Here is a 26,810-nt window from a genome sequence, read left to right on the forward strand (position 1 = left end):
GACCGGGTCTTGCCATAACGGTTCAATCGTCAATACCGTCGTACATCTCACTCGCATCGGTGCGTCATCACGCGGCTCATGGGGAGGGCTCAGGAACCGCGACGTTCCGGGCGGGGCGCGGTAGGGGGGTGCTCGGTGACCGCTCATGTGACCGAGTCGTGCCGCGCGACCGGCTGCCGTCGCCATCCGGCGGCCCGGCCAGCTTTGCCAGCTCACCCACGAAGACGGGGTGCCGCACCCGCGTTTCCGTGCGTGAGGACCCCCCTTTCGAACCGGACACTCAGCGGCCGCCCAGGGGCGGGCGGTCCGCCGGACGAGAGGGACATGACCCATGAGCTCAGTTCTGCCTTCGCCCAGCGAAGCCGACAAGACCTCGCTCGGTGAGCACGGCCTCGGTGAGCACACCGAGGGCAAGTACCGGCCGATCTCCTCGCATCTGGCCATCACGCCGCCGGTGAGCGTGGTGATACCGGCCATGAACGAGGCGGAGAACCTGCCCTACGTCTTCAAGACGCTGCCGGACTGGATACACGAGGTGGTCCTGGTCGACGGCAACTCCACCGACGGCACCGTCGAGGTCGCCCGCGATCTCCGGCCCGGCGTCAAGGTGGTGCGGCAGCACGGCAGGGGCAAGGGGGACGCCCTCATCACCGGGTTCGAGGCGGCCACCGGCGACATCATCGTGATGGTCGACGCGGACGGCTCCGCCGACGGCAACGAGATCGTCTCCTACGTCTCCGCGCTCGTCTCCGGCGCCGACTTCGCCAAGGGCTCGCGCTTCGCCAACGGCGGCGGCACCGACGACATGACGTTCATCCGCAAGCTCGGCAACTGGGCGCTGTGCACGGCCGTCAACCGCAAGTTCGGCGCGCGCTACACCGACCTGTGCTACGGCTACAACGCCTTCTGGCGGCACTGCCTGGACAAGATCGAGCTCGACTGCACCGGCTTCGAGGTCGAGACGCTGATGAACATCCGGGTCGTCAAGGCCGGGCTGAAGGTGCAGGAGATACCGAGCCACGAGTACCTGCGCATCCACGGCACCAGCAACCTGCGGGCCGTCAGAGACGGGCTGCGGGTGCTGAAGGTGATCCTCAAGGAGCGCTCCAACCGGCGTGAGCTGCGCCGCCAGGAGCGGCAGTCGCCGCTGCTGGACACGGTCGACACGGCTCGGGGGGAGGTGTCTTGAGCGCTCCCGGCATCTCGGTCGTCATCTGCGTGTACACCGAGGACCGCTGGGAGGACATCCTCGCGGCGGTCGCCTCGGTGCGCGCCCAGTCCCGCCCGGCCCTGGAGACGCTGCTGGTCGTCGACCACAACCCGGCGCTGCACGACCGGCTCACCCGCGAGTACAAGGAGACGGCCGGGGTCCGTGTCCTGGCCAACGCCGGGCCGCGCGGCCTGTCCGCCGGGCGCAACACCGGCATCGCCGCGGCCCGCGGGGAGGTGATCGCCTTCCTCGACGACGACGCCGTCGCCGAACGCGACTGGCTGGGGTACTTCGCGGAAGGGTACGCCGACCCGCGGGTGATGGCGGTCGGCGGCCGCACCGTGCCCGTGTGGGCGTCAGGGCGGCGGCCGGCCTGGTTCCCGGAGGAGTTCGACTGGGTCGTCGGCTGCGCCTACCGGGGCCTGCCGCGCGGACGCGCCCGGGTGCGCAACGTGCTCGGCGGGAACGCCTCCTTCCGGCGTACGGCCTTCGACGCGGCCGGCGCCTTCGCCACCGGCATCGGCCGCGACGGCGACCGGCGGCCGCTGGGCTGCGAGGAGACCGAGCTGTGCATCCGGCTCAGCCGGGCCCTGCCCGACGCGGTGCTGCTCCTCGACGACCGCGCCGTCATCCACCACCGGGTGCCGGCGGCGCGCGAGCACTTCGCGTACTTCCGCACCCGCACCTACGCGGAGGGCCTGTCCAAGGCACTCGTGGCCCGCAGCGTCGGTGCGGACAAGGGGCTGGAGTCCGAACGCCGGTACACCACCCGGGTGCTGCCGGCCGCAGTGGCCCGCGGCCTGCGCGACGCCCTGCTGGGCCGACCCGGCGGCGCGGGTCGGGCGGGCGCCATCGCCACCGGGGTCCTCACGGCGAGCGCCGGCTACCTGGTGGGGAGCGTGCGGGCACGGCGCGGTGACGTGACGTTCTCGGTGGGCCGGATCGAGGACGCGGGGTCGAGCCGGAACGAGGGACCGCCGGTGAACGGGCCCGAACGGGCACCGGCACACCGGGACGCTCGCGCTGCGACGGACCGCGACGAACCCGCACCGGCACACAGGGACGGTCCGGTTCCGGCCGGCCGGGGCGAGGGAGGTGCCGATGTCTGACGGCAGCGTGCCGATCCTGATGTACCACTCCGTCGCCGCCGCTCCCAACGACGCCACCCGTGTCCTGTCCGTGGCGCCGGAGGCGTTCGCCGAGCAGATGGCGATCGTCGGCGACCTGGGCCTGACCCCGCTCACCACGGCGGCGCTGGCCGCGCACTGGCGCCGCGGTGCGCCGCTGCCCGCGCGGCCGGTGCTCATCACCTTCGACGACGGCTACGAGGGCGTGCACCGGCACGCCCTGCCCGTGCTGGCCCGGCACGGCTTCCCGGCCACCCTGTTCGTCACCACCGGCTGGCTGCGCGGCGAGCACGACACGGGCGGCGGCCTGGACACCATGCTCGACTGGGACCAGGTCCGCGACCTGGCCGGCGCCGGAGTGGAGATCGGCGGGCACAGCCACACCCACCCGCAGCTCGACCAGCTCGGCGACCAGGACCTGGAACGCGAGCTGACCCGCTGCCGGGACGTCGTCGCCGGGGAACTCGGCGCGCTGCCGGTGTCGTTCGCCTACCCCTACGGCTATTCCAGCCGCCGGGTGCGGCAGGCGGTGCGCGGGGCCGGCTACGACCAGGCGCTCGCCGTCGGCAACGCGCTCGCCCGGCGCCGCCAGGGGCCGTACGCCCTGCACCGCGTGACCGTGCGCCGCTCCACCGGCGCCGACGAGTTCGAGCGGCTGCTCCAGGGCCGCGCGATCACTCGCTCCTTTCTCCGCGACCGGGCCCTGACCAAGGGGTACGCGATGGTCCGCAGAGCCCGCCAGATCCGCCGGAAGGCCAGCAGATCCCGTGTCTGACACGACGACCACAGCACAGGAGACGGCCGGCGGGCCGGACGGGTCCGAAGCGCCGGCACGGCGGTTGCGGCTGCCCGGGCGGGGCCGGTCCCCCGGCGGCGGCAGCCAGCTGTTCCGCAACGCGTACGCGCTGATGCTGAACACCGGCATCTCCGCGGTGCTCGGACTCGGCTTCTGGCTGGCCGCCGCCCGCTGGTACGACGAGTCGGCCGTCGGGCAGGGCTCCGCCGCCATCGCCGCGATGAAGCTCCTCGCGGGCCTGACCGCGGTGACGCTCACCGGGGCCCTGGCCCGCTTCATCCCGGTCGCGGGCCGCACCACCGGGCGGCTGATCTTCCGCACCTACGCGGGCAGTTCGGTGGTGGTGGCGCTTGCCGCCGCGGTGTTTCTGCTCACGCTGGACGTGTGGGGGCCGTCGTACCGCTTCCTGCACGGCCCCCTCAACGGCCTGGGCTTCATCGCGGCCGTCGTCGCCTGGAACGTGCTCACCCTGCAGGACGGGGTGCTGACCGGGCTGCGCAGCGCGCCGTGGGTGCCGGTCGGCAACACCGCGTTCTCCGCCGTCAAACTGGCCCTGCTGGTGGCGTTCGCGGTGGCGATCCCGACGACCGGCGTGTTCGTCTCCTGGGTGGCCGCGATCGCCTTCTCGGTGCTGCCGCTGGGCTGGCTGGTCTTCCGCCGGCTGGTGCCCCGGCACATGGAGGCCACCGAGGATCACGCGAAACCGCCGGCGCTGAGGGAGATCGGACGGTTCCTGGCGGGCGACTACACCGGCTCGCTGTTCTCCCTGGCGGTGGTCTACCTGGTCCCGGTGATCATCGCCGCGCAGGTCAGCGCGGAGGACAACGCGTACTTCTACATCACCACCACCATCGGCGGCACCTGCAACCTGCTCGCCATCAACATGGGCGCCTCCCTCACCGTGGAGGGCTCCCACGACCCGGGCCGGCTCGCGGCCAACACCCGGGCCGCGCTGAGGCGCATGGCCAGGATCATGCTGCCGGTCGCCGGGGTGCTGTTCGTCGGGGCACCCTGGATCCTCGGCGTGTTCGGCCCCGGCTACGCGGACGCGGCGACCCCGCTGCTGCGCTGGTTCGCCGTCGGGGCGGTGCTGCGGGTGGTGATGGAGACGTACTTCGCGGTGCTGCGCGCACAGAGCCGCACCGCCGGACTGGCCTGGCTGCAGGGCCTGCTGTGCGTGCTGGTGCTCGGGCTGACGCTGCTGCTGCTCCCGCGCATGGGCCTGACCGGTGCGGGCGTCGCCGAGATCACCTCACTCGCGGTGATCGTCGCCATCGCCGCGCCCAGGCTGTACCGGACGGTCACGGCCGGACCGGCGGTCTGCGACCAGGTCGCCCCCGACGGCGACCTCGCCGACCTGGGCGCCCCCGAGGACAGCGTCCCCGTGCGGGCGCACCGGCCCGCCTGGGCGCTGGACAAGGACACCCTCGCCCTGGGCGTGCAGGTCGACTTCGACCACCAGGAGCGACGGCCCGACGTCCGCCCCGGCCCCGGCACTCCCCCGGCGGGTACGCCGACGGTCCCCGAGTGGGCGCTCGGTCTGCCGGTGGAGGCGCGGGAGCCCGGGTCGGACGCCTCGCTCGGGCCCGCCGAGATCGACGCGCCGTTCGAGGAGGCCTTCGACGCGGGGTTCGGCGAGCAGGAGGCGGTCGTGGCGGAAGAGGCGGCCGCCGTACGGCGGGAGGCCCCCGTGCCGGCGGAGGAGCCGCCGCCCGCGGAGCCGCCTCCGTCGCGCGGGCGCCTGACGCCCACCCGCCCCGGCCTGGTCCTCGGCTGTCTGCTCACCGCCGCGCTGCTGCTGTACTGGGTGCCCGCGCTCCGGCTCGGCGAGGCCGACCTGGACCGCATGGGCGGGCTCGGTCTGGTCTCGGTGCTGCCGGCGCCGACGCTGGTCGGGGCGGCGCTGCTGGTGACCGTGTTCGCCTCGCTGCTGTGGCTGGGCCGGGAGCACAAGGGCCTGCTGCTGGTCACGCTGCTGGCGACGGTCGTCTCCCTGCACGCGCTGCCGGCCGTGATCGAGACCGAGCCGCGCTTCCCCACCGCCTGGCAGCACCTTGGCTTCCTGGACTACCTCGACCGCACCGGTTCCGCCGTCCCCGACCTGGACGCCCGCTGGAGCTGGCCGGGCTTCTTCGCGGCGGCGGCGTTCGTGCTCAGGGCGTGCGGGGTCGACGACCTCACCGAGGTGATCCGCTGGTGGCCGACCGCGATCCAGCTGCTCTACCTGGCGCCGATGTTCCTGCTGGTGCGCTCGATGCGGGCGAGCTGGCGAGCCAAGTGGACCGGCGTCTGGATCTTCGTGCTGGGCGGCTGGGTCGGCCAGGACTACTTCTCCCCGCAGGGCTTCACCTATCTGCTGTACCTGGTGTTCGTGGCGATCCTGCTGGTGTGGTTCCGCGCACCGCGCGTGCTGTGGACCAGGTACCGCCCCGGGGAGGCCGAGGTGGAGCCCACCAACCGCCGTCAGCGGGCCGTCCTGCTGGGCGTGCTGATCGGCCTGTACGCGGCGAGCGTGCCGGCCCACCAGCTCACCCCGTTCATGATGCTCGGTGTGCTCGCGGCCCTCGTGCTCATCGGCAGGTCCGAACTGCGCGGGCTGCCGCTGCTGTTCGCCGTCCTGGTCGCGGTGTGGGTCGGCTATCTGGCCGAGCCGTACTGGTCGGGCCACTTCGACGACCTGTTCGGCGGGGTCGGCGGGGTCGGCGGCAACGTCTCCTCGTCCGTCTCCGGCCGGATCGGGGGCGGCAGCTCCGCGCACAGACTGGTGCTGTACACGCGCGTGGCGCTGGCCGGCGGCGTGCTGGCGTTCGCCTGCTGGGGCTGGTGGCGCCGGCGCGAGCACCGGTACCGCGAGCGGTCGCTGCTGGTGCTGACCTTCGTACCGTTCCTGGGCTTCGGCATGCAGTCCTACGGCGGTGAGATGGCGCTGCGCGTCTTCCTGTTCGCGTTGCCCGGCGCCGCCCTGCTGGGCGGTCTCGCCCTCTTCCCGCGCACCGGCGTCACCGCCAAGGAGCGGGAGAGGGACCGGGTGAGCCTCGCTCCGCTGGCCGCGCTGCTGGCGGGCCTGCTGCTGATGGGCGGCTTCCTGGTGGCGCGGTGGGGCAACGAGCCGTTCGAGCGCACCCGGCTCGGCGAGGTCGCCGCCATGGACTTCGTGTACGCCCACGACGATCCGACGGTGCGGCTGCTGTGGCTGAGCAGCGACCCCGTCAACGATGTGACTCCGGCGCTGCCGTGGGGCGCGAAAGACATGGAGAAGGTGAACTACGTCCCGACGCTCGCGCCCGGGGACCCGGTGCTGGTGTCCGGGCTGGTGAAGGCGCTCAAGGACGCGGGTCCGAACTCGTATCTGATGATCAACCGCAGCCAGGTCACCTATCTGCAGCTGGACGTCGGCTACTCGGCGACCTGGCAGCCCCGGCTGCTGCAGAACCTCGACAAGCGGCCCGAGCTGGCCAGGGTGTACAGCAACGCGGACGTGACGATGTACGCGTTGCGGGAGCAGCCCGCCGACGAGGTGCCCCGGGCCGATCCGGGCCCGATCGGGCCGCAGATCACCTGGACGCCGTGGTCGGTGGTCGGTGCGCTGGCCGCCGTCGCGCTGATCCTGCTGCTCGCCGCACGCGAGGTGATCCGGGTGGCGACACGGCCGAGCGTGCGGCAGGTGCGCCGGCTGCAGAGCATGTTCTGGTTCGCGCTGCCGCTGCTCGCGGTGGTCTTCGCGTCGCTGGTGCAGCGGTTCCTGACGATGAAGTGAGGCGTGAAGTGGCTCAGCGGGTGAGCCACTTCACCCCGTACGCCTGCAGGTCGAACCGCTTGCCGTCGACCTGTGCGCTGATGGGCCGGTCCAGGGTGTTGACCACCAGGACGGTCCGCTCGCTCGCCAGCACCCGCACGTTGGGCACGTCGTCGGCGGCGACGGGCACCGTGGCCTGGCGGGTGCCCGGCGGGAAGGCGGCGGCGAACCGGGAGAGCAGGTCGTACATGGGCAGCGGGGCGCCGCCGCCCGCGCTGCCGGTGGGCGTCCACAGACAGCCGGGGCAGTCGGCGCCCTGCTCCTTCTCCGGGTTCCAGTAGAAGGCGGACGACACCCCGCCCTTGGCCAGGGCGATCATCCCGGCGGCCTGGACGGCGACGCGGCGCTGTTCGGACCAGCCCTTGCGTTCGTCGTCGCCGTCGGCCGGCTCGACGTAGTACTCGGCCCACCACAGCGGCAGGTTCCCGCTCTGCTCGCGCACCCAGCGGCTCACCGCCGTGAACTTGTCGGTGGCGGCGAACTCGTCGGGCAGCAGCTCGTCGTCGTTGGTGTAGCTGGAGCCGTCCACGACGACGAAGTCGGCGCCCGCCTTGTGCCGGTTCCAGTACGTGAAGGAGTCCAGCACGCGCTGGTCCATGGCGCCCCACGGGCCCGTGAAGGTCTTCGAGGCCTCCGGCGCGCGCGGGTCGAGGCTGTCCATCACCAGGTAGGGGCCGCCGACCATGATGTCCGGGTCGACCTTCTTCAGCGCCGCGTACACGAGGTTGTACATGCGTGTGTAGCCCTCGTGGTCCCAGCGGGCGCGGCCGTCGTTCCAGAAGCCCTTGAACTCGTTCCAGACGAGGAAGTGCCTGACGTCCGGGTAGCGCTTGGCGACGGTCGCGGCGAGCGCGGCGAAGTCGGCGTAGTGCTCGGGCCGGGGCGCTCGCTCCAGGGAGGTCCGGCTCCAGTCGGTGGTGCCCGGCCTGCCGCCCTTCATCCAGTCCGGGGCGCAGCACAGGGTGATGACGGGGGTGGAGCCGGAGGCGCGCATGAAGTCGACGCGGCGGTCGAGGGCGGTGAAGTCGTAGCGGCCCTGGACCGGTTCGGGGTTGTCGGCGCCCCAGCCCATGAGCGCCTGGTTCTGCGCCGGCCGGCTCCCCTTGAGCCGGTCCCGCACCCGGGCCACGGCGGCCGGGCCGCCCTCGTCGGCGCTGAACTGGGTGTGGGTGAAGCCCCAGCCGACGTCCGGCGCCGGGCGCCCGGCCGGGGTCGCGGGCGTGCCGTGCACCTTGTCGCCGTCGGGTGTGGTGCCGGCCGTGCCGTCATCGCCGGGGAGGGTGCCGATCAGCGTCAGGATCAGGGCGAGCGCCGCCGCGCCCACGCCGAGCAGTGCGGTGATCCGCCACCGCAGTTCCCCCGAATTCCACCCATGTCGTCCCCCCACGAGGGCAACAGTAACGGCGGCACCAGCGGGTGGAAACCACGCGCAGCCGGTCTCCTGCACAGAATCCGGGAGGAAACCGGGTGCAGGCCGGGTCCCGGTGCCGGATCATGGGCGCCATGCCTGCACACCCGCACGACGCCCTGCCGATCCGGCTCACCGTCGACGACTCCGACTCCCCCTCCGACGTCGTCGACGCGCTGTTCCTCGGCCGCTTCGCGACGGGCGAGCAGCCGTACGCGCACGCCGCGAACATCGACCGGGTGCGCTCGGGCGCGACCCTGCTGCCGCCGGGTGCGCGGGTGCTGCGCGTGGCCCGCGACGACGACCGCAGCGCCACCCTCGCCGAGGGCGACGGCTGGACGCTGCTGGTCTCCCGCTGGAGCCGGGGCGCCGACGTGACGGTGACCGCGACCACCGCCGAACTGGCGCGGAAGGTCCTCGACCAGGCCACGGACGGCGCGGCGGACGAGCCGGAACCGCAGCCGGAGAACGTGACGATGGGCTTCTGGTACGTCTCCCCGCGGCGCGGCCCGTACCGCACCACCCGGCAGATCTCCGCCGGGACGTGGGAGGAGGTCCGGCCCAACTACACCGCCCCGGTCGCCGAGGCGATGGACCGCCTGATGAAGACGACCCCGCAGGACATCGCGGGGCGGCTGCTGTTGCTGCACGGCCCGCCCGGCACCGGCAAGACGTCGGCGCTGCGCACGCTGGCCCGGTCCTGGCGGGACTGGTGCCAGGTGGACTGCGTGCTGGACCCGGAGCGGCTGTTCTCCGACGTCGGCTATCTGATGGACATCGCGATCGGCGAGGAGGACGCGGCGGGCAAGGGCCGCTGGCGGCTGCTGCTCCTGGAGGACTGCGACGAGCTGATCCGCGGCGAGGCCAAGCACACGGCGGGCCAGGCGCTGTCCAGGCTGCTGAACCTGACGGACGGGTTGCTCGGCCAGGGCCGCAACGTCCTGGTCGGCGTGACCACCAACGAGGACCTGGAGCGGCTGCACCCGGCCGTGGTCCGCCCCGGCCGCTGTCTGGCCCGGATCGAGGTCGGGAGGCTCACCCGGGCGGAGTCGGTGGCCTGGCTCGGCACCGAGGAGGGGGTCGGCCGGGACGGGGCGACGCTGGCGGAGCTGTACGCGCTGCGGCGGGGCTCCTCCCCGACAGCGGTGCCGGAGCCGCGGGAAGGCGCGGACGCCGGGCTGTATCTGTAGCGCTCTTGACCGGGGGCATGTCCCTCGCGGGTGCTTTGATGGGGGTATGACCCTCTTCGTCGGGACGTCGGGGTGGCAGTACCGGGACTGGCGGGGTGTGCTGTACCCGCCCGAGCTGCCGATGCGGCTGTGGCTGGAGGAGTACGCGGCGGCCTTCGCCACCGTCGAGGTCAACAACGCCTTCTACCGGCTGCCGGCCCGGGAGACCTTCGAGTCCTGGGCGGCGCGGGTGCCGGCGGGCTTCGTGGTCGCGGTCAAGGCGAGCCGGTACCTGACCCACATCAAGCGGCTGAAGGAGCCCGAGGAGCCGGTGCACCGGCTGATGGACCGCGCGGCGGGCCTCGGCGACCGGCTCGGCCCGGTCCTGCTCCAGCTTCCGCCGACGCTGCGCGCGGACGCCGGTCTGCTGGACGCCTGCCTGGCCTGCTTCCCGGCCGGCACCCGGGTCGCGGTGGAGCCGCGGCACGAGTCGTGGTGGACGCCCGAGGTGCGGCGGGTCCTGGAGCTGCGGGGCGCGGCGCTGTGCTGGGCGGACGTGCTGGCCCGCCCGGTCACCCCGCTGTGGCGCACCACCGGCTGGGGCTACGTCCGCTTCCACCAGGGCCGCGCGGCGGCCTGGCCGCACTACGGCCGCCGCTCGCTGGAGACCTGGGTGGACCGCATCGCGACGACCTGGGCCGACGACCACGACGTGTACGCCTACTTCAACAACGACCCGAACGGGGCGGCGGTGGGGGACGCGCAGGTGTTCGCGAGGGCGGCCCGCCGGGCGGGACTGACGGTGACCCGGACACCGGAGCCGGCCCACCACCGGTGACCCGCACGCCTGAGCCGGTCCCCTGTCAGGGAAGCGGACGCCGCAGCCGGTCGGCCACCGCTGCCTGCCGGGCGGTCACCCGCCGTGGACCGCCCGCAGCGCGTCCCGTACGGCGGCCAGCGCCGCGTCCTCGGTGAGCCCCAGCCGCCGGGCCCGTTCCGCGTACGCCTGCGCGGCGGCGGCCAGCTCCCGCTCCGCGGCCGAGCCGGCGGCGGCCACGTACGTGCCGTGCCGGCCCCGCGTCTCGATCACCCCGTCGGCCTCCAGCGCCCGGTACGCCTTGGCCACCGTGTTCACGGCCAGCCCCAGCGACTCGGCGAGACCGCGCACGGTCGGCAGCCGGTACCCGACCGGCAGCGCACCCGACCGCGCCTGTTCGGAGATCTGCGCCCGCACCTGCTCGTACGGCGGCGCGCTGTCATCGATACGGATCTTCAGGCTCACGGGCCGATTGTCCCGTACCCGCCGGAAAATGAGAGGCAGCCGTCCCGCCCCGCCCCGTAGCGTGCGCCTCCATGACAGTGACCGTCCGCGAACTGCGCCCCGACGCCGCCGGTGACCTGGAGGGCTTCGCCCTCGTACGGCACCTGGCGCTGCCGTTCATCCTGATCACCCCCCAGTCGCTCACCCACGACCTGACCCGCATGCATCCGGACGCCCACTACCGGCCGCTGGTCGCCGTGCGCGACGGCGAGGTGATCGGCACGGCGCAGGTGTTCCTCGCGCACGACAGCACCGAGCCCGGCCAGGGCAACGTCAATATCTATGTGCACCCGGACCACACCGGACACGGCGTCGGCACGCTGCTGCTGCGGGCCGCCGAGGAGCACCTGGCCGCCCACGGGGCGAGGAAGCTGCTGTCCTGGGTGCTGGACGGGCCCCGCAACCGCGCCTTCGCCGAGCGGCACGGCTACCGCGCGAGCCGGTCCGCGCACTTCCTGCGCCTGGACCTGGCCGACGGCACGCTGCCGCCCCTCCAGGACCCGCCGCCCGGCGTGGAGCTGCGCAAGGGCTCCGACTTCGCCGGCGACCTGCGTCCGCTGTTCGCGCTCGACGCGGAGACCACGGCCGACGAACCCAGCGACATCGACGTCGAGTTCACCGACTTCGACACCTGGGTCGAGGAGACCTGGCGGCACCCGCTGTTCGACGCCGAGCTGACCACGGTCGCGGTGGCCGACGGCCGTCCCGTCGCGTTCACGGCGGCCCGCACCGACGGCGCCACCCGCTACGCCACCGGCATGACGGGCACCGCACGCGCCCACCGCGGCCGGGGGCTGGCCAAGCTCGCCAAGAACGACTCGCTGCACCGCGCCCGCGCCGCCGGCTACCGCGAGGCGTTCACCGGCAACGACACCGGCAACGAGCCGATGCTCGCGATCAACAAGTGGTTCGGGTACGAGGTCTGTGGAACGGAGGTCAGGTATGTCCGCGAACTCGGCTGACGCCACCGGCACGGTGGAGGTCGTCCTGGTCAAGGCGGGGCGCACGAAGATCCGTTACCCGGCCGGGCTGCTCGCCGACGACGGCACCCGGATCGCCGTACGGGCGCCGTGGGCGGGCGACACCGTGCGCGACTTCGGCTTCGTGCGGTTCGAGGCGGGGGACGTCTTCACCGAGTACTACTGGCGGGACCGCTGGTACTCGGTGAAGGAGGTCCGGGACAAGGCGGGCGGGTTGAAGGGCTGGTACTGCGACATCACCCGTCCGGCGGTCCTGACCGGCTCGGAACTCGTCGTGGAGGACCTCGACCTGGACCTGTGGCGGTCCGCCGACGGCGGCGACGTACGCCGGCTCGACGAGGACGAGTTCGCGGCGAGCGGCCTGACCGAGTCCGACCCCCGGGCGGCGGCCGCCGCGGTGGCCGCCCTCGACGAACTGGAGGAACGGGCGCGCGGCGACCGCTTCACGGACCTGCTGGCCTAGGGGGCGTCCGGATCAGCCTTTGCCCGGTGTCCGGGGAGAGGTGGGAGCAGCGCGACCACCGCGTACCGCTCGTCGTCGACGGCCTTCCCCCACAGCAGCGGCTCGTCCGAGAGCCGCTCCAGGCGGACCTCGGCGGCGAGCGGGGCGAGCAGGGCGGTGAGCCGGCCGGCGGGTATGCCGACCGGGCTGACGGTGCCCCACACGCCTTCCACCAGCACCAGGCGGCCGCCCGGCCGCAGCAGGTCCCGCCAGTGCCGCAGCACGCGCGCCGGCTCGGGCAGCGTCCACAGCACATGCCGGACCAGGACCACGTCGTAGCGCCGCTCGCCGACCGGCGGTGCCGCCGCGTCACCGAGCAGGAACCGCGCGTCACGCCCGGCGAGCTTGGCGCGGGCCCGGTCCAGCATGGCGGGCGCACTGTCCACGCCGGTCACGCGGTGTCCCTGCTCGGCGGCGAGGAGCGACAGGCTGCCGGTGCCGCAGCCGAGGTCCAGCACGTCGGACGCGCGCTCCGGCAGCCAGGCGCGCAACCGGTCCGCCCAGGCCCGGCGCACCTCGGGGGCGCGCAGCCCGTGGTCGGGTTCCTCATCGAATCCGGCCGCCTGTGCGTCCCAGTCGACACGCTGGGGAATCACTCCATCACTTGTGTTTGCCATACCGCCGACGATGACACCCGCCACTGACATCCCGGATCGTGACGGCCGCCACTGACAGGGCGGCGCCGATGAGGAACTCTCACCGAAAGGGTCTACCTCCGTGAGAACGCGGAACTCGGTGGACCCTCGAAGGAGGCAGCCATGCGCCGTGTGACCGTGCAGAAGCCCCTGAAGAAGACGGACTCCCGCCGCGTCCGCGAGGAAGTCGACGAGCGCCCCGCCGGCCGTCCGGAGGTGCGAAAGGACATCGCGCGCACCTGGTGGCCGGACGGGTGAGACAACCGGCGTGTCAGCCCAGTCGCTTGCGGTAGTGGACGCGGTCGTAGGGCCCGTCCACGCGCCGTTCGACGACCTGGTAGCCGTACTTCGGATAGATCTCCTGGTTCTCCCACATCATCGCGTTGGTGTAGAGCCTGACCTCGGGCAGGCCGAGCGCACGCGCGTGTGCGTCGACGAAGTGCAGCAGCCGCCGCCCCACGCCCGTTCCGTGTGCGTCGGGGTGGACGGCGATGCTGTCGAGGAAGAGATGGTCCGCCTGTGGCTCGACCACGACCAGGCCGACCACCGGATCACCTGTCACGAACACCCTGCCCGCGGCCACGTCGGCCGCGTGGTCGGCCTCCATGGGCTGCGGCACCACGCCGATGCGCTCGATGTAGGGGTGGTAGGCGGCGTCGGTCACGGCCTTCACCGCGGGAACGTCGGCCGCGACGGCGGGCCGGATCTCGTTGTCGATCATGGGAGCACGGTAGCTACCTGATCGCAGACCGAACACTCCCTTAACGCGACCATAAGGATCTCCTCCAGCCGCTCTCAGCAGGCGATTTCGCGTTGCGCCGGGGCTAGCTTCGGATCACCCCCCACGGGTTCCCGATCAAGTCACCGGCTCTTTCGAGGAGTTCCTCCATGCCTGCTCGCCGCACGGCCGCAACCGCCGCCGTCCTCGGCCTGGCCCCCCTCGCCCTGACCGCGCTGGCCGCCGCGCCCGCCGCCGCGCACGGCACGATGGGCGACCCGGTCAGCCGGGTGTCGCAGTGCTACGCGGAGGGCCCGGAGAGCCCGAAGTCGGCCGCGTGCAAGGCGGCGGTGGCGGCCGGCGGCACGCAGGCGCTGTACGACTGGAACGGCATCCGCATCGGCGACGCCGCCGGGCGCCACCGGCAGCTGATCCCGGACGGCAAGCTGTGCAGCGCGAACAACGAGGAGTTCAAGGGGCTGGACCTGGCGCGCGCCGACTGGCCCACGACGGACGTGCACAGCGGCTCGTACACCTTCCGGTACCGGGTGACGGCCCCGCACAAGGGCACGTTCACGGTCTATGCGACCAAGCCCGGCTACGACCCCGCACGCCCCCTGGCCTGGTCCGACCTGGACCTGGCGCACCCGGTCGCGACGGCCCTCGACCCGGTCGCGGCGGGCGGCTTCTACACCTTCACCGGCACCCTGCCCGAGCGCTCCGGCAGGCACCTGCTGTACGCGGTCTGGCAGCGTTCGGACAGCCCGGAGGCGTTCTACTCCTGTTCGGACGTCAGTTTCGGCGACTCCGCGACGCACTCCGCGGGGACTTCTCCGGCGCCGAGTGCGCCGAGTGCGTCCGCGCCCTCCGAGGAGCAGATCGAGGCCGGTGCGGGCAGGTCGACGATCGAGCACCACGGTCACGGGGACGCCGACGCGAGCACCTCGGCGGAGCCCAGGAGCGCCGGCCGGCCGGACGCGGCACGCACGGCGCAGGGCAACCGGGTGAGGGCGGCCGGGGCCGGCGAGCGTCTGGCCGAGACCGGCGGCGACGGCAGCACCCCGTACCTCGCCCTGGGCGGTGCGGCGGCGCTGGCGATCGGCGCGGCGGCCCTGTTCGCGTCGGTGCGCCGCAGGGCGACGGTCCGCAGGTGAGGCGGAAGGGCCCGACCGGCGGCTCAGGCCGGTCGGGCCCTTCGTGCGGGGCCGTCGTCAGGAGATGACGGAGGCGCAGGTGGTCGGGGTGGCGTGGGCCGGGTCGAGGGCGTTGGCCACCTCGTGGAAGGCGATCCGGTCGGTCAGTCCGACGAACACGTGCTCGGACAGGTCGAGCGGGCACAGGTCCTGAAGCAGGACGTTCCGCACATCGGGCCCGGTGAGGAACTGGCTGCGGTAGGGCGTGACGACCTCGTCGTACTGGGTGGCGAGGACCGTGTAGTGGACGCCGGGCACGGTGTCGCCGCCGGCGTTGAGCTTGGTCAGCAGGTCGGATCCGACGACCTGCTGGGCGAGCGCGGGGGTGGCCGCGTTGAGCAGGTCCTCGGCGCCCGGGAAGAACGGCAGCAGGTGGGTCAGGCCGCTCAGCGTGGTGCCGTGGTTGCTGGGCGCGATGCCGACGAGCGCGTTCACCTTGTCGGCGCCGCCGAGGAACTTGAGGTAGTAGCGGGGCATCATGCCGCCCTGGGAGTGACCGACGAGGTCGGCCTCGGGGGCGCCGGTGGCGGTGAGGACGCGGTCCACGAACTCCTTGAGCTGCTGCGCCGACCGGTCGATGGAGCCGAGGCCGTTGAAGAGGGGCACGCCCGGCAGCTGGCCGTAGTCCAGGGAGTAGACGCAGTAACCGCGGTGCTCCAGGTAGGGGGCGAGGCCGAGCCAGTTGTCGAGGGAGTTGCCGAAGGTGCCGTGCACCAGGACGACGGGCCGCGGATGGGCGGCGGACGGCTTGCAGGAGTAGTCGTTCCAGCCGGTGCTGGGTGCGTCGGCGGCGTGGGCGGCGGTGGCGGGGCCGGTGACGGCGGCGGCGGTCAGCAGGAGCGCGGCCAGCGGTCTGAGCAGGCGTTTGAAGGGCAGCATCGAGTGATCTCCTTGCGGCTCAAGGGAGTACGACGACAGGACGCCCCGTGATCCGGATCACAAGATGCTGTTCATTCGTCAAGTTACGAACGAGTAGTGCAAGTGTGAAGTTACGCGTCAGTAAAAACTTCCAGCGCTAACCGCCGCCCGTGGAAAAGCTGTGCTCCAGGCCGCCGGCCGCCACCGGCGAGTTGCGCGCTAGGCCGCCAGCGTCCCCGGCATCACCGCGCGCGGCCCGAACCTCGCTCGCGCGCGGTCCGCGACCTCCTCGATACGGCGGACCCGCTCGTCCACGGGGTCGAAGGTGAGCTGGTGGGAGGCCTGTTCGGCCGGGGTGAGCCCCTCGGCGCGCAGGGCGACGGCGCGCACCCGGGCGCGCTGCAGGCCCAGAGCCTCGTACATCCCGTAGGCGGCCCGGGTGAGCGCCGGTGAGTGCGCGGTGGGCTCCTTCAGAGTGCGGCTGCGGGTGGTGGAGGACCGGTCGGCGTAGCGCACGGTGAGGGTCAGGGTGCGGCACACCTTCTCCACGGCGCGCAGCCGGGCGCCGATCTCCCCGGCCGCCGACAGCAGGGCGCCGCGGTGCCGGTCGGGGTCCAACTCGTCGCAGGTGAAAGACCGTTCCGTCGCCAGCGACCGCGAGACGGCGTTGGGCACCACCCGGCCCCGGTCGATGCCGTTGGCCTTCTCGTGCAGCTCGCGCCCGGCCCTGGCGCCGACCAGCCGCTGGAGCGTGGACAGCGGCGCGTCCGCGACTCGGCCCAGGGTGTCCAGACCGTACTCGCACAGCACGCGGGCGGTGGCCGCGCCCACCCCCGGCAACGCGCCGACCGGCTTCCCGGCGAGGAACGCCGGTGCCTCCCCCTCGGGGACCGAGCAGGTCAGCCCCGGACGGGCGTCCCGCAGCGCCATACGGGCGAGCATCGGCCCGGGACCGGCGCCGATCAGGCAGTCGACGCCGTACAGGGCGAGGGCGCGCACCCGGATCACCGAGGCCAGTTCCACGGCGTCGCGCCCGAAGTACCGCTCGGCGCCCCGCAGATCGGCGAGCGCTCCGTCCGGCGGCAGCGCCTCCACGACCGGGGTGAACTCCTCCAGCAACCCGAGCAGAGACGGCAGCGCCGCCTCGTACATGGGCGGCAGCTGGAAACGTACGCAGAGGATGGTCATCCCGCACTCCCCGGACTCTGATGCCACAACTTCCGTACGGCAGAGGGCCCTTGTGAGGCCTCCTGCCCCGCGGGCCGCAGGTCGGCCCACGGATGCATCTCGTATCCGGTGGACAGCCGGATGCGCCGCCCACCGGTCGGATCGCCGTCTGCGCCGTCCTCCGCCGCCGTGGGCGGAGCCGCCAGCCGTGCCGCGACCTCCTCCAGGCCGCCCTCGGCCCGCAGTTCGACCAGCTCGGCGAGGTTCCAGGCGGCGGACCCCACGACACTGAGGCTGCGCGGTCCGCGCCGCTGCACCACGCCGCGCACCAGCAGCAGCCACGAGTGGAAGACCGTGTGCGCGCAGGCGTCGTGCGAGTCGTCGAAGAAGGCGAGGTCGACGAGTCCCGTGCCGTCGTCCAGCGTGGTGAAGATGACCCGCTTGCCGGACCGGATCGGCGGCGTCTGGGTGGCCGCCTTGGCCCCCGCGACCAGCACGGTCTCCCCGTGCCGTGCCTCGCGCAGCCGCCGCGCGGAGACCACGCCCAGCTCGGTGAGGAACTCCCGGTGGTCGTCCATCAGATTGCGCGAGGCGTCCATCGACAGCACGCCCAGCTCGGCGCTGAGCCGCTCGGCGTCGGACAGGTCGGGCAGGCCGGCCGGGGCGGTCCTGCGCCCGCCCGCCAGGGGGAGCTGGCCGCCGCCACCGCCCCGGGAACCCCGGTGCAGCTCGGTCAGGTGGAGCTGGAGGTCACGCCGGTTGGCGCCGAACGCGTCCAGTGCGCCGACCTGGGCGAGCCGCGCGGCGATCGGCCTGCTGGGCCGGGCCCGCTCCCAGAAGTCCAGCAGGGAGGCGTACGGCTGCCCCTCGGCGATCCGCGCCGCCTCGGCCTCGCTGATGCCGTGCACGTCGGACAGCGCGAGCCGCAGTCCCCACACCCCTTTGTCGGACACCAGTTCGATACGGTGGGCGACCCCCGACACGTTCACATCCAGCGGCAGGACCGGCACCCCGCGCCGCCGCGCGTCCGCCAGCAGCAGCCGCTTGGGGTACATCCCGGGATCGTGGGTGAGCAGCCCGGCGTAGAAGGCGGCCGGGTGATGGGCCTTCAGCCAGGCCGACTGGTACGTCGGCACGGCGAAGGCGACCGCGTGCGCCTTGCAGAAGCCGTACGACCCGAACGCCTCGACGATCTCCCAGGTGCGCCGGATCGTCTCCGCGTCGTACCCGTTGGCCGCCGCGTGCTGCGCGAACCACACCTTGATCCGCCCCTGCGACTCCGGGTCGGACAGCCCGCGCCGCACCCGGTCGGCCTCGCCGCGCCCGCACCGGGTCATGATGTCGACGATGTCGATGATCTGCTCGTGGAAGACGACGACCCCGTACGTCTCCTTCAACGGCCCTTCCAGATCGGGGTGCGGAAAGCGCACCGGCGCCCGCCCGTGCCGCGCCTCGATGAACGGCCGCACCATGTCGGCGGCGACGGGCCCCGGCCGGAACAGCGAGATGTCGACGACCAGGTCGTGGAAGTTCGCGGGCTGCAGCCGTCCCACCAGGTCCCGCTGCCCCGGCGACTCGATCTGGAAGCACCCCAGCGTCTCGGTGGACCGGATGAGCCGGTACGTGTCCGGGTCCCCCTCGGGCAGCGCGTCCAGGTCGACCCGCTCCCCGCTCACCCGCTCCACCTCGGCGACCGCGTGCGCCATCGCCGACTGCATCCGCACCCCGAGCACGTCCAGCTTGAGCAGCCCGAGGTCCTCCACGTCGTCCTTGTCGAACTGGGACATCGGAAAGCCCTCGCCGCTGGTGGGCATCACCGGCGTCCGAGCGAGCAGGGAGGCATCCGACAGCAGCACCCCGCACGGGTGCATGGCCACCCCGCGCGGCAGCGCGTCGAGCGCCTCGACCAGCTCCCACAGCTTGCCGTACTTCTCCCGCTCGGCGGCGAGTTGCCGCAGCTCGGGCAGCTCCTCCAGGGCCGCCCGCGCGTCCCGCGCCCGGATGTGCGGGAAGGACTTGGCGACCCGGTCGATCTCGGCGGGGTCCATGGACAGCGCGGCCCCCACGTCCCGGATCGCGTGCCGCACCCGGTACGTCTCCGGCATGGCGACCGTGGCGACCCGCTCGGTGCCGAACCGGTCGATGATCGCGCGGTAGACCTCCAGCCGGCGCGCGGACTCCACGTCGATGTCGATGTCGGGCAGGACGACCCGCTCCCTGGACAGGAAGCGCTCCATCAGCAGCCGGTGCTCGACGGGATCGGCGTGCGCGATGCCCAGCAGGTGGTTGACGAGGGAGCCGGCCCCCGACCCCCGGGCTGCCACCCGGATGCCCATGGCCCGTACGTCGTCGACGACCTGGGCGACCGTCAGGAAGTAGGAGGCGAAGCCGTGGTGGCCGATGATGTCGAGCTCGTCGTGCATCCGCTCCCAGTAGTCCCGCCGCCCCGCGTACCCCAGCCGCAGCATCCCCGCGACCGCCCGCGAGGCGAGCGCCCGCTGCGCGCCGCGCCGCCCGGCGCCCACCAGGTGGGCCTCGGGAAACCGCACCGTCCCGATGCCCAGGTCGTCCTCGGGGTCGATCCGGCACTCGGCGGCGGTGGCCAGGGTCTGCTCCAGCAGCCGGTGGGCGGCGTCGCGCCGGTACCCGGCGGCCTCCACGATCCGCTCGGCGATCCGCAGCATGTCCCCCGCGTCCTTGAGCCAGGCCTCACCGGAGTCCAGCTCCCCGGCGATGGGCACCAGCCGCCGGGCGGCGTCCAGCACATCGGCGACCGGCCCCATCCCGGGGTCGGCGTACCGGACGGCGTTGCTGAGCACCGGCCGCACGCCCTGCTGCGCTGCGAACCCGACGGTGCGCGCGGCGAGCCGCAGCGAGCCCGGGCCCGTGCCCTCCCGCCTGTGCCAGACGGCCTCCAGGCGCAGGGAGTCCCCGTAGACCTCACGCCAGGGGGCCAGCAGCGCCGCGGCCCGGTCGGGGCGGCCCGCGGCGAGCGCCCGCCCGACGTCGGAGTCGGGGCCGAGCAGCACCAGGACCCCGTCGCCCCGGTTGTCGTCCCAGCCCAGCAGCGGGGTGTCCCCCTCCGCCCGGTGCGCCGCGGTGACCAGCCGGCACAGATCGGCCCATCCCGCGGCACCGTCCCGCCCCAGAAAGGTGACCCGTGCGGCCGACTCGTCCACGAACGCGCCGCCCCGCACCGGAGTACGGCGCCTGCCCCCTCGCACCGGCCCTTCCGGCGGGGACACCGCGAGCTCCACCCCGAACAGGGGCCGCACCCCGGCCCTGGCGCAGGCCTTGGCGAAGCGCACGGCCCCGGCGACGGTGTCCCGGTCGGTGAGCGCCAGAGCGTCCATGTCCCGTTCGGAGGCGCGCTCGGCCAGGCGCTCCGGGTGCGAGGCCCCGTACCGCAGGGAGAACCCGGAGACGGTGTGCAGATGCGCAAAGCCCGGCACACACACCTCCTCGAACATCAGTTCCAACAGCACCACCATACCCCCATTGCCGAACACTTGTACGACATCCGTTCGGCCGCGTCCCACCTGCGCAAACGCCCTCGCGCACCGGACGGTGGGGACATGACGCAGACCACCGGCGCCGACACTCCCCGTAGCCCCTCCGAAGCGTCCTTCCTCGCGGAGATCAAGGACGCCGTCACCCCCCGGGCCACCGTGCTGGTGATCGGCGTGATCGCCCTCCAGCTGCTCTTCATCGCCTCCTATGTCGGGGCGCTGCACCACCCCAAGCCCCGCGACATCCCCTTCGGCGTGGTCGCGCCCGCGGCGGTGTCGGGCCAGGCGGTCGGCCGCCTCGACCAGCTCCCCGGCTCGCCCCTGGACGCCCGGGCGGTGTCCGACGAGGCGACGGCCCGCCGGCAGATCGCGAACCGGGACATCGACGGCGCCCTGGTGATCAACCCGGCCCGCACCACGGACACCCTGCTGGTCGCGTCCGGCGGCGGCCGGGTCCTCGCCACGTTCCTGGAGAACCTGACGACGGCCCTGGAGGCTCCGCAGCAGCGCGCGGTCCGCACGGTCGACGTGGCTCCGGCCTCAGCGTCGGACTTCAACGGCCTGACGTCCTTCTACCTGGTCGTCGGCTGGTGCGTGGGCGGCTATCTGTGCGCCTCGATCCTGGCGATCAGCGCCGGGGCCCGCCCCGCGAACCCGCGCCGGGCGACGATCCGCCTGGCCACGATGGCCGGGGTCGCGGTCATCGGCGGCCTGGGCGGCGCGGTCATCGTCGGCCCGATCCTGGGCGCCCTCCCGGGCAGCGTGGCGGCCCTGTGGGGCCTCGGCACCCTGATCACCTTCGCGGTGGGCGCCGCGACGCTCGCCCTCCAGGGCCTCTTCGGCGTCGTGGGCATCGGCCTGGCGATCCTGCTGGTCGTCATCGCCGGCAACCCGAGCGCGGGCGGCGCCTTCCCCTGGCCGCTGCTGCCCCCGTTCTGGGCAACGATCGGCCCCGCCCTGCCCCCGGGGGCGGGCACCTGGTCGGCCCGCTCGATCGCGTACTTCAACGGCAACGCCATGACCTCAGCCCTACTGACCCTGGGGGCGTGGGCCCTGTGCGGAATCGTGGTCACGCTGCTGGCAGCGACGCTGCGACGCAAACGGACCCGCACAGCCGAGGCCCACGGGACGGCAACCCCCCAGGGGAACGGGAAGGCCGACGGGACTGCAACCCCCTAGGGGCGCGGGGAACTGCGCGACCAGCCACCCATCCACCCGCACCCGGCAACGATCCCGCACCCACCCCCACAGGCACCGCACACGCAAGTCCCGCCCCCAACAAAGGCGGGCGGGACTTGAGCAACGGCAAGACCGGCGCTAGCCGATCCGCGCACCGGTAGCCGACAAAGCCTCAGTCACCGGCTGGAAGAACGTCTCCCCACCGGAGGCGCAGTCCCCACTGCCCCCCGACGTCAGCCCAACCGCCTTGTCCCCCGAGAACAGCGACCCCCCACTGTCCCCCGGCTCCGCGCACACGTCGGTCTGGATCAGCCCGTTGACGACGTCGCCGTTGCCGTAGTTCACGGTCGCGTCCAGCCCGGTCACCGTGCCCTCGTGCACCTGCGTCGTGGACCCGCTGCGCGTGACCTTCATCCCGACCGTGGCCTCGGCCGCCCCCGTGATCGCCTGGGTCGACCCGTTGTACAGATCCACCGCACTCGGGTGCTCGACCTGCGCCGTGTACTTCACCAGCCCGTAGTCGTCACCCGGGAAGCGGGAGACCTCGTTCGTCCCGATCTCCTTGCCCCCGGCGTCGGACCACGTCGAGATCGCCTGGGTGCAGTGCCCGGCGGTCAGGAAGTACGGCTGGCCGTCCTTGACCACGTTGAACCCCAGCGAGCAGCGCCCCCCGGAGCCGGTGATGGCGTCACCGCCGGCGATGAAGGGCTTGAACTCGCCCGGCGAGCGCCGCAGTTCGGCCACGTCACCGAGCCCGTCCACGACGGACTTCAGCTTCGACCACTCCCCCGCGGACACGGTCCGGTCCGCGGTCACGACCACCTTGTTCGTGCGCGGGTCGGTCACCCACGACGTCCCCGGGACGGTCGCGTCACTCTTCAGCGAGGCCCGCGCGCTCTTCAGCTCCGCCAGTGAGTGCTCGACGATTCTGGCCTGCGCGCCGGCCCGCTCGACGGTCTTCGCGGCATCGCCGTCGAGCACGTTCACGACGAGCCTTCGCGCCCGCGCGTCGTAGTACGTGCCCGCCGCGTCGGTGCCGAGGTCCTCGCCGAGCGCCGAGGCGAGCTTTCCGGCCGCCGCGACGGAGAGGGTCCTCGGCGCGACGGCGTCCGCCGACTCGCTCGCGTTCGCACTCTGGAAGGTAACTCCCGCGGCGACCAGTGCGGCGATGCCCGCACCCGCCACGGCTGCCCGCCGCTTGGGTATGCGTCGGTGCTTCAACTCTCGTCCTCCTGTGGGGGGACGGCCCGCCGAGGTCGTGGGGACCGGGACGGGCCGGAAGGCCGGTAGACGCCCGCCACTCTTCCGAACCCCGCAGGGCGCACACAAGGTCGACTTCTGGACGCGCATACGCCGACCGGCGTACGCACATTCATCCAGCGCGCCCCCTCTCCTCGCACGTGGGTTCCCATCGCAAACACTACGAGCGAGTAACCCCTCACCCCTCCGTGAGGTCTACGCCTGTCCAAATCCCGCCCCTCGCGTGCAAGAAGAAGCCCCCGCACGCGACGCGCGTGCGGGGGCCCGTGCCGCCTTGCCGACTCACGTCAGTAGACATGCACCCCGTAGGCGCTCAGCGCCTCGGTCACCGGCTGGAAGAACGTGGTGCCGCCGGAGGTGCAGTCGCCGCTGCCGCCGGAGGTCAGGCCGTACGCCACACCGCTGTTGGAGTACAGCGGGCCGCCGGAGTCACCCGGCTCGGCGCAGACCGTGGTCTGGATCAGGCCGTAGACGATGTCGCCGCCGCCGTAGTTGACGGTCGCGTTGAGCGCGGTGACCCGCCCGCTGTGGATGCCGGTGGTCGAGCCGCGCCGGTAGACGGTCGTGCCGACCGACGGCGTGGCCGCGCTCTTGATGTCCACGCTGCCCACGGCGCCCGACTTGGTCACCGAGGAGTTGGTGTAGCGCACGATGCCGTAGTCGTTGCCGGGGAACGACGATCCGGCGGTGGAGCCGAGCGTGGTCGAGTGGGAGGAGTTCGACCACCAGGTGCCCGCGCCGTCGGTGCAGTGACCGGCGGTCAGGAAGTAGTAGTTGCCGCTGGAGTCCTGCACGTTGAAGCCCAGCGAGCAGCGCCAGCTACTCGCATAGATGGCGTCGCCTCCGGAGATCAGCTTGTTGAACTTGCCCGGGGTGCGCTTGATGGTGAGCGCGCCGGCGTTGGCCCCGGCCTGCTGCTTGATCTTGGAGATCTCGGCCTGCGTCACCGTGCTGTCGGCGGTGACGACCACGCGGCCGCTCTTGCTGTCGACGGCCCAGGCGGTGCCCGGGACGTCGGCCTTCAGCACCGAGTCGCTCGCCTTGGTCAGCTGTGCGGCGCTGAAGGTGGTGGGGGCGTCGGACGCGTTCGCGCTGGGGATCGCGATCGCGGCGGCGGCCACGAGTCCGGTGGAGACGGCGATCAGCCGGGTCCGTCTCGAAAGGCCGCCGCGGGGAGTGGTGCGCTTGATCCTCACGTGTCGTTCCCTCCATGGGAATTCGGGGGCCCGCGTGGGGTCGGGGCCCGTGAGGCGCAGCCAGGGACCGGGACGCCCGGATTCACAGAGTCCGCATGCCCCTGACAAGCGCTGAGGGGGAGTATTCGGCCGAACGGCCGGTCGGCGCAAGAGCACCTTTCGGCCGTGCAGCCTTCAACTTCCCCTCGTGTGACCGTCGTCGGTCAGTACAGGCTGACCCCGTACGCACTGAGCGCCTCGGTCACCGGCTGGAAGAACGTCGTACCGCCGGACGAGCAGTCACCGCTGCCGCCCGAGGTGAGCCCCAGCGCCTTGGTCCCGTCGTACAGCGGCCCACCGCTGTCCCCCGGTTCGGCGCACACGGTCGTCTGGATCAGGCCACTGACCGTGCCGCCGCCCTGGTAGCGCACGGTGGCGTTGAGCGCCGTCACGGTGCCGCTGTGGGTGCCCGTCGTGGAGCCGGTGCGCTTGACGTTCTCGCCCACGTAGGCGTTGGCCGCGGTGTATCCGCCCGGGTGGCTGAGCGCGGTGTTGTCGTAGCGGACGAGGGCGTAGTCGTCACCGGGAAAGCTGTAGCCGACGGTCGGGCCGATGAGGGTGCGGTGGGCCTGGTCGGTGTACCAGGTCTTGGCCGACTTTCCGCAGTGCCCGGCGGTGAGGAAGTAGTAGGTGCTCCCGCTGACCACGTTGAAGCCGAGCGAACAGCGGTACTGGCCGCCGTAGATGGCGTCCCCGGCGGACACCAGCGGTGTGAAGACGCCCGGGCTGCGCTCGACGCGCACGGCGCCCGGGTCCTTGCCGGCGGCCTTCCTGAGCCGGGCGATCTGAGCCGGCGAGACCGTGGAGTCCGCGGTCACGACGACCTGCCCGGAGCGCTGGTCCACGTACCAGGCGGTGCCGTCGACGGCGGCACCGGCCACCGCGTCCGAGACCTGTGCGAGCCGGGCCGCGCCGCGCGCGGGGGCCTGGGCCGCGCCCGCGCTGGGCAGGCCGGCCAGGGTGGCGGCGACGAGACCCGCGGCGACGGCGAGCAGCCGGATGCGCTTGGTTCTCACTGTTCCTCCTCTTGGGAAGCGGAAGGCCCAGCTGGGGTGATGGGCCCGTGAGACAGCAGCGGGGGGTGGCGTGTTCCTGACACTCGGACAGGTACGGCAGTGAGGATGACCCCCGCCCGCCCCGCGCACAAGAGCGCACCACGAGGCGCACCGAACGGCCCGGCGGCGGCAACGCGCGCCGCCGGCGGGCCCGTCGGCGCGCGCCGCCCTGCTCAGAGCAGGTTCCGCTCCCCCGCCTCGACGGCGGCGCCGAGCGTGTTGCCCGGCGGCGGGAAGGGGCACAGGAAGTGGTCCGCGAAGGCGCACGGCGGCAGCTGCGCCCGGTTGAGGTCCACGACCGCGCGCCCCTCGGCGTCGGGCGCCGCCGCGTACAGGAACCGGAAGCGGAAGCTGCTCACCCCGCTGGTGGCGTCGGCGAACACCGCCCACAGCGTGCCGTCGCCCTGCACCGACACCTTCAGCGTCAGCTCCCGCCCGTCGAGGACGAAGGCCAGCTCACCCCCGAGTCCGAGCCCCCGCTCGCGCCCGTCGGCGTTCTCGACGCGCACGGTGCGGCTCTCGCCGTATGCCGTGAAGCGCCCCGGCACGACGAAGCGCGGATCGTGGGGCGTGGCGTCGATTCCGGCGAACCACCGACGCGCCGCGGCGCCGGGATCGAAGTCCCGCACCCCCCACACGCCTTCGCGCACCAGCACGACCAGCCGCCGCTCCCCGTGCCCGACCCGCGCGTCGGCGACCGCCCCCGCGTCGGGACCGAGCCGTACCTCCCCGCTGAACGGCTCCCCGTCCAGCGTCAGCCCGTCCTCGGCGTCGGCGGTGAGCACGACCCCGTCGTCCTTCGCGGCCCAGGAGCCGGGGATGGCCGGAAGTCGCCCCTCCGGATAGTCCTCCAGCCAGTGCGTGCCGACGAGCGCCAGCGGCCCGTACGGCGCCGACACCGCCTCGACACGGCGTTCGTGCCACCGCTTCCACTCGTCCACCGCGTCCGGCACTGCCTGATCCGTCATCAGCTCATCCCTTTCCCACCAGGGCCCCGAGGCCCAGATGCGAGCGCAGCGTCGCGCCCTGGTATTCCGTACGGAACGCGCCGCGCTCCTGCAGCGACGGCACGACCCGCTCCACGAACTCTTCGAGACCGCCGGCCCTGACGAGGAAACCGTCGGCGGCCCCCTGGCCCACATGGGCGTCGAGCTCCGCGGCCACCCCGCCGAATCCGCCGCCGACATCGGCCAGCACTCTCACCGCATCCGGCTCCCGCCCGTACCGGGCCAGCCTGCGCCGGAGGTCGGCGCACACGGACCGCCCCGCCTCCACCGGGCCGTACCGGGTGAGCAGCACGTCGGCATGGGCGGCGGCGAACTCCCGCTCCTCCTCGGAGTCGCCCGCCACGATCACCACCGGCTGCCCCTGCGGCGAGGGCGGCACCGTGAAGTCGGCCTCCCACACCTCCCGCACCGTGTCCACGCAGGCCGCAGCGCCGGACCCCACGTGCCAGCCGGCCCGCCCCGCGCTGAGCCCGTCCAGGGTGGCGAGGCGGCGGACCAGCTCGAAGGGGTCGGCGACGGCCGCGTCGACCGTGGCGGCCAGCCCGATGTGCGCGGTGACGGCCGCCAGCGCGTCGAGCACCGTCACCGGCTCCGGCCCGCGGCCGCCCCCCACCAGGACGAAGTCGAACAGCCCCCGCTCGGCGACGCGTGCCAGGCGCTCCAGGTCCGGGAAGCCGCCGGGGGC

Annotated in this window: 23 protein-coding genes; 11 read left to right on the plus strand and 12 right to left on the minus strand. The window is 73.0% G+C overall.

Annotated features, from left to right (window positions below):
• Positions 1-331 precede the first annotated feature (331 nt).
• The 4 genes from C3489_RS33550 to C3489_RS33565 are packed head-to-tail and all read left to right on the plus strand — an operon-like array spanning position 332 to position 6,890.
• Complete coding sequence (locus tag C3489_RS33550; protein ID WP_103785898.1) at positions 332-1,189, plus strand: glycosyltransferase family 2 protein; 858 nt, start codon at positions 332-334, stop codon at positions 1,187-1,189.
• On the plus strand, positions 1,186-2,319 hold the full coding sequence (locus C3489_RS33555) for a glycosyltransferase family 2 protein (protein WP_103785899.1): 1,134 nt from the start codon (positions 1,186-1,188) through the stop codon (positions 2,317-2,319). Before C3489_RS33550 ends, C3489_RS33555 begins: the two co-directional genes overlap by 4 nt.
• On the plus strand, positions 2,312-3,112 hold the full coding sequence (locus tag C3489_RS33560; RefSeq protein ID WP_181139946.1) for a polysaccharide deacetylase family protein: 801 nt from the start codon (positions 2,312-2,314) through the stop codon (positions 3,110-3,112). The genes C3489_RS33555 and C3489_RS33560 overlap by 8 nt, the downstream gene beginning before the upstream one ends.
• On the plus strand, positions 3,105-6,890 hold the full coding sequence (locus C3489_RS33565) for a lipopolysaccharide biosynthesis protein (RefSeq protein ID WP_103785900.1): 3,786 nt from the start codon (positions 3,105-3,107) through the stop codon (positions 6,888-6,890). Before C3489_RS33560 ends, C3489_RS33565 begins: the two co-directional genes overlap by 8 nt.
• A 13-nt stretch (positions 6,891-6,903) precedes the next feature.
• Here the strand turns inward: C3489_RS33565 and C3489_RS33570 are convergent, their stop codons facing one another.
• Positions 6,904-8,316: a xylan 1,4-beta-xylosidase gene (locus C3489_RS33570; protein WP_103785901.1), complete on the minus strand. Its 1,413-nt coding sequence runs from the start codon at positions 8,314-8,316 to the stop codon at positions 6,904-6,906.
• 116 nt (positions 8,317-8,432) lie between these two features.
• Here C3489_RS33570 and C3489_RS33575 point away from each other — a divergent pair, with 116 nt between their 5' ends.
• Both C3489_RS33575 and C3489_RS33580 read left to right on the plus strand, forming a co-directional pair.
• The gene (locus C3489_RS33575; RefSeq protein ID WP_103785917.1) at positions 8,433-9,527 is read left to right on the plus strand and encodes a DUF5925 domain-containing protein; all 1,095 of its coding nucleotides are present in this window, start codon (positions 8,433-8,435) and stop codon (positions 9,525-9,527) included.
• Between the two features lie 46 nt (positions 9,528-9,573).
• Positions 9,574-10,344 (plus strand): DUF72 domain-containing protein, encoded by a 771-nt coding sequence (locus tag C3489_RS33580; RefSeq protein WP_103785902.1) that lies wholly within the window; start codon positions 9,574-9,576, stop codon positions 10,342-10,344.
• Positions 10,345-10,419: 75 nt separating this feature from the next.
• Here the strand turns inward: C3489_RS33580 and C3489_RS33585 are convergent, their stop codons facing one another.
• Positions 10,420-10,788: a GntR family transcriptional regulator gene (locus tag C3489_RS33585; protein ID WP_181139947.1), complete on the minus strand. Its 369-nt coding sequence runs from the start codon at positions 10,786-10,788 to the stop codon at positions 10,420-10,422.
• A 71-nt stretch (positions 10,789-10,859) separates the two neighbouring features.
• Here C3489_RS33585 and C3489_RS33590 point away from each other — a divergent pair, with 71 nt between their 5' ends.
• A complete protein-coding gene (locus C3489_RS33590; protein ID WP_103785904.1) occupies positions 10,860-11,789 on the plus strand; it encodes a GNAT family N-acetyltransferase in 930 nt (309 codons plus the stop codon).
• On the plus strand, positions 11,770-12,270 hold the full coding sequence (locus tag C3489_RS33595) for a DUF402 domain-containing protein (protein ID WP_103785905.1): 501 nt from the start codon (positions 11,770-11,772) through the stop codon (positions 12,268-12,270). The genes C3489_RS33590 and C3489_RS33595 overlap by 20 nt, the downstream gene beginning before the upstream one ends.
• Here C3489_RS33595 and C3489_RS33600 read toward each other — a convergent pair.
• A complete protein-coding gene (locus C3489_RS33600; protein ID WP_103785918.1) occupies positions 12,267-12,926 on the minus strand; it encodes a bifunctional 2-polyprenyl-6-hydroxyphenol methylase/3-demethylubiquinol 3-O-methyltransferase UbiG in 660 nt (219 codons plus the stop codon). The two genes, C3489_RS33595 and C3489_RS33600, sit on opposite strands and share 4 nt — an antisense overlap.
• Before the next feature lie 141 nt (positions 12,927-13,067).
• Here C3489_RS33600 and C3489_RS39700 point away from each other — a divergent pair, with 141 nt between their 5' ends.
• Entirely contained in the window at positions 13,068-13,202 is a 135-nt protein-coding gene (locus C3489_RS39700; RefSeq protein ID WP_103785906.1) for a hypothetical protein, read from the plus strand.
• 13 nt (positions 13,203-13,215) lie between these two features.
• Here C3489_RS39700 and C3489_RS33610 read toward each other — a convergent pair whose 3' ends face one another.
• Positions 13,216-13,665 carry a GNAT family N-acetyltransferase gene (locus tag C3489_RS33610; RefSeq protein WP_103785907.1) on the minus strand — a complete coding sequence of 150 codons (450 nt, stop codon included), beginning with the start codon at positions 13,663-13,665 and terminating at the stop codon, positions 13,216-13,218.
• Positions 13,666-13,832: 167 nt separating this feature from the next.
• On the opposite strand from C3489_RS33610, the gene C3489_RS33615 reads away from it, so the two are divergent.
• Positions 13,833-14,816, plus strand: a complete 984-nt coding sequence (locus C3489_RS33615) for a lytic polysaccharide monooxygenase (protein ID WP_103785908.1) — start codon at positions 13,833-13,835, stop codon at positions 14,814-14,816.
• A gap of 57 nt (positions 14,817-14,873) precedes the next feature.
• On the opposite strand, the gene C3489_RS33620 is transcribed toward C3489_RS33615, so the two are convergent.
• From C3489_RS33620 to C3489_RS33630, 3 genes are all read right to left on the minus strand, one after another.
• Positions 14,874-15,734, minus strand: coding sequence for a triacylglycerol lipase (locus C3489_RS33620; protein ID WP_103785909.1), 861 nt, complete (start codon positions 15,732-15,734; stop codon positions 14,874-14,876).
• A 198-nt stretch (positions 15,735-15,932) separates the two neighbouring features.
• Positions 15,933-16,901 (minus strand): hypothetical protein, encoded by a 969-nt coding sequence (locus C3489_RS33625; RefSeq protein WP_103785910.1) that lies wholly within the window; start codon positions 16,899-16,901, stop codon positions 15,933-15,935.
• A complete protein-coding gene (locus tag C3489_RS33630) occupies positions 16,898-20,332 on the minus strand; it encodes a DNA polymerase III subunit alpha (RefSeq protein WP_103785919.1) in 3,435 nt (1,144 codons plus the stop codon). The genes C3489_RS33625 and C3489_RS33630 overlap by 4 nt, the downstream gene beginning before the upstream one ends.
• Positions 20,333-20,455: 123 nt before the next feature.
• Between C3489_RS33630 and C3489_RS33635 the strand changes: the two genes are divergently transcribed.
• Complete coding sequence (locus C3489_RS33635) at positions 20,456-21,568, plus strand: DUF3533 domain-containing protein (protein WP_258055066.1); 1,113 nt, start codon at positions 20,456-20,458, stop codon at positions 21,566-21,568.
• A 138-nt stretch (positions 21,569-21,706) separates the two neighbouring features.
• Here the strand turns inward: C3489_RS33635 and C3489_RS33640 are convergent, their stop codons facing one another.
• From C3489_RS33640 to C3489_RS33660, 5 genes are all read right to left on the minus strand, one after another.
• Entirely contained in the window at positions 21,707-22,789 is a 1,083-nt protein-coding gene (locus C3489_RS33640; RefSeq protein ID WP_103785911.1) for a S1 family peptidase, read from the minus strand.
• Between the two features lie 326 nt (positions 22,790-23,115).
• Positions 23,116-24,024, minus strand: a complete 909-nt coding sequence (locus C3489_RS33645; RefSeq protein WP_103785912.1) for a S1 family peptidase — start codon at positions 24,022-24,024, stop codon at positions 23,116-23,118.
• Positions 24,025-24,227: 203 nt separating this feature from the next.
• Entirely contained in the window at positions 24,228-25,079 is an 852-nt protein-coding gene (locus C3489_RS33650; RefSeq protein ID WP_103785913.1) for a S1 family peptidase, read from the minus strand.
• Between the two features lie 212 nt (positions 25,080-25,291).
• Positions 25,292-26,086, minus strand: coding sequence for a DUF1684 domain-containing protein (locus tag C3489_RS33655; RefSeq protein WP_103785914.1), 795 nt, complete (start codon positions 26,084-26,086; stop codon positions 25,292-25,294).
• A gap of 4 nt (positions 26,087-26,090) precedes the next feature.
• The coding region (locus tag C3489_RS33660) for an LLM class flavin-dependent oxidoreductase (protein ID WP_103785915.1) at positions 26,091-26,810 on the minus strand (720 nt) is incomplete at its 5' end.

The organism is Streptomyces sp. Ru71 (genome assembly GCF_002920535.1).
GTDB lineage: Bacteria > Actinomycetota > Actinomycetes > Streptomycetales > Streptomycetaceae > Streptomyces.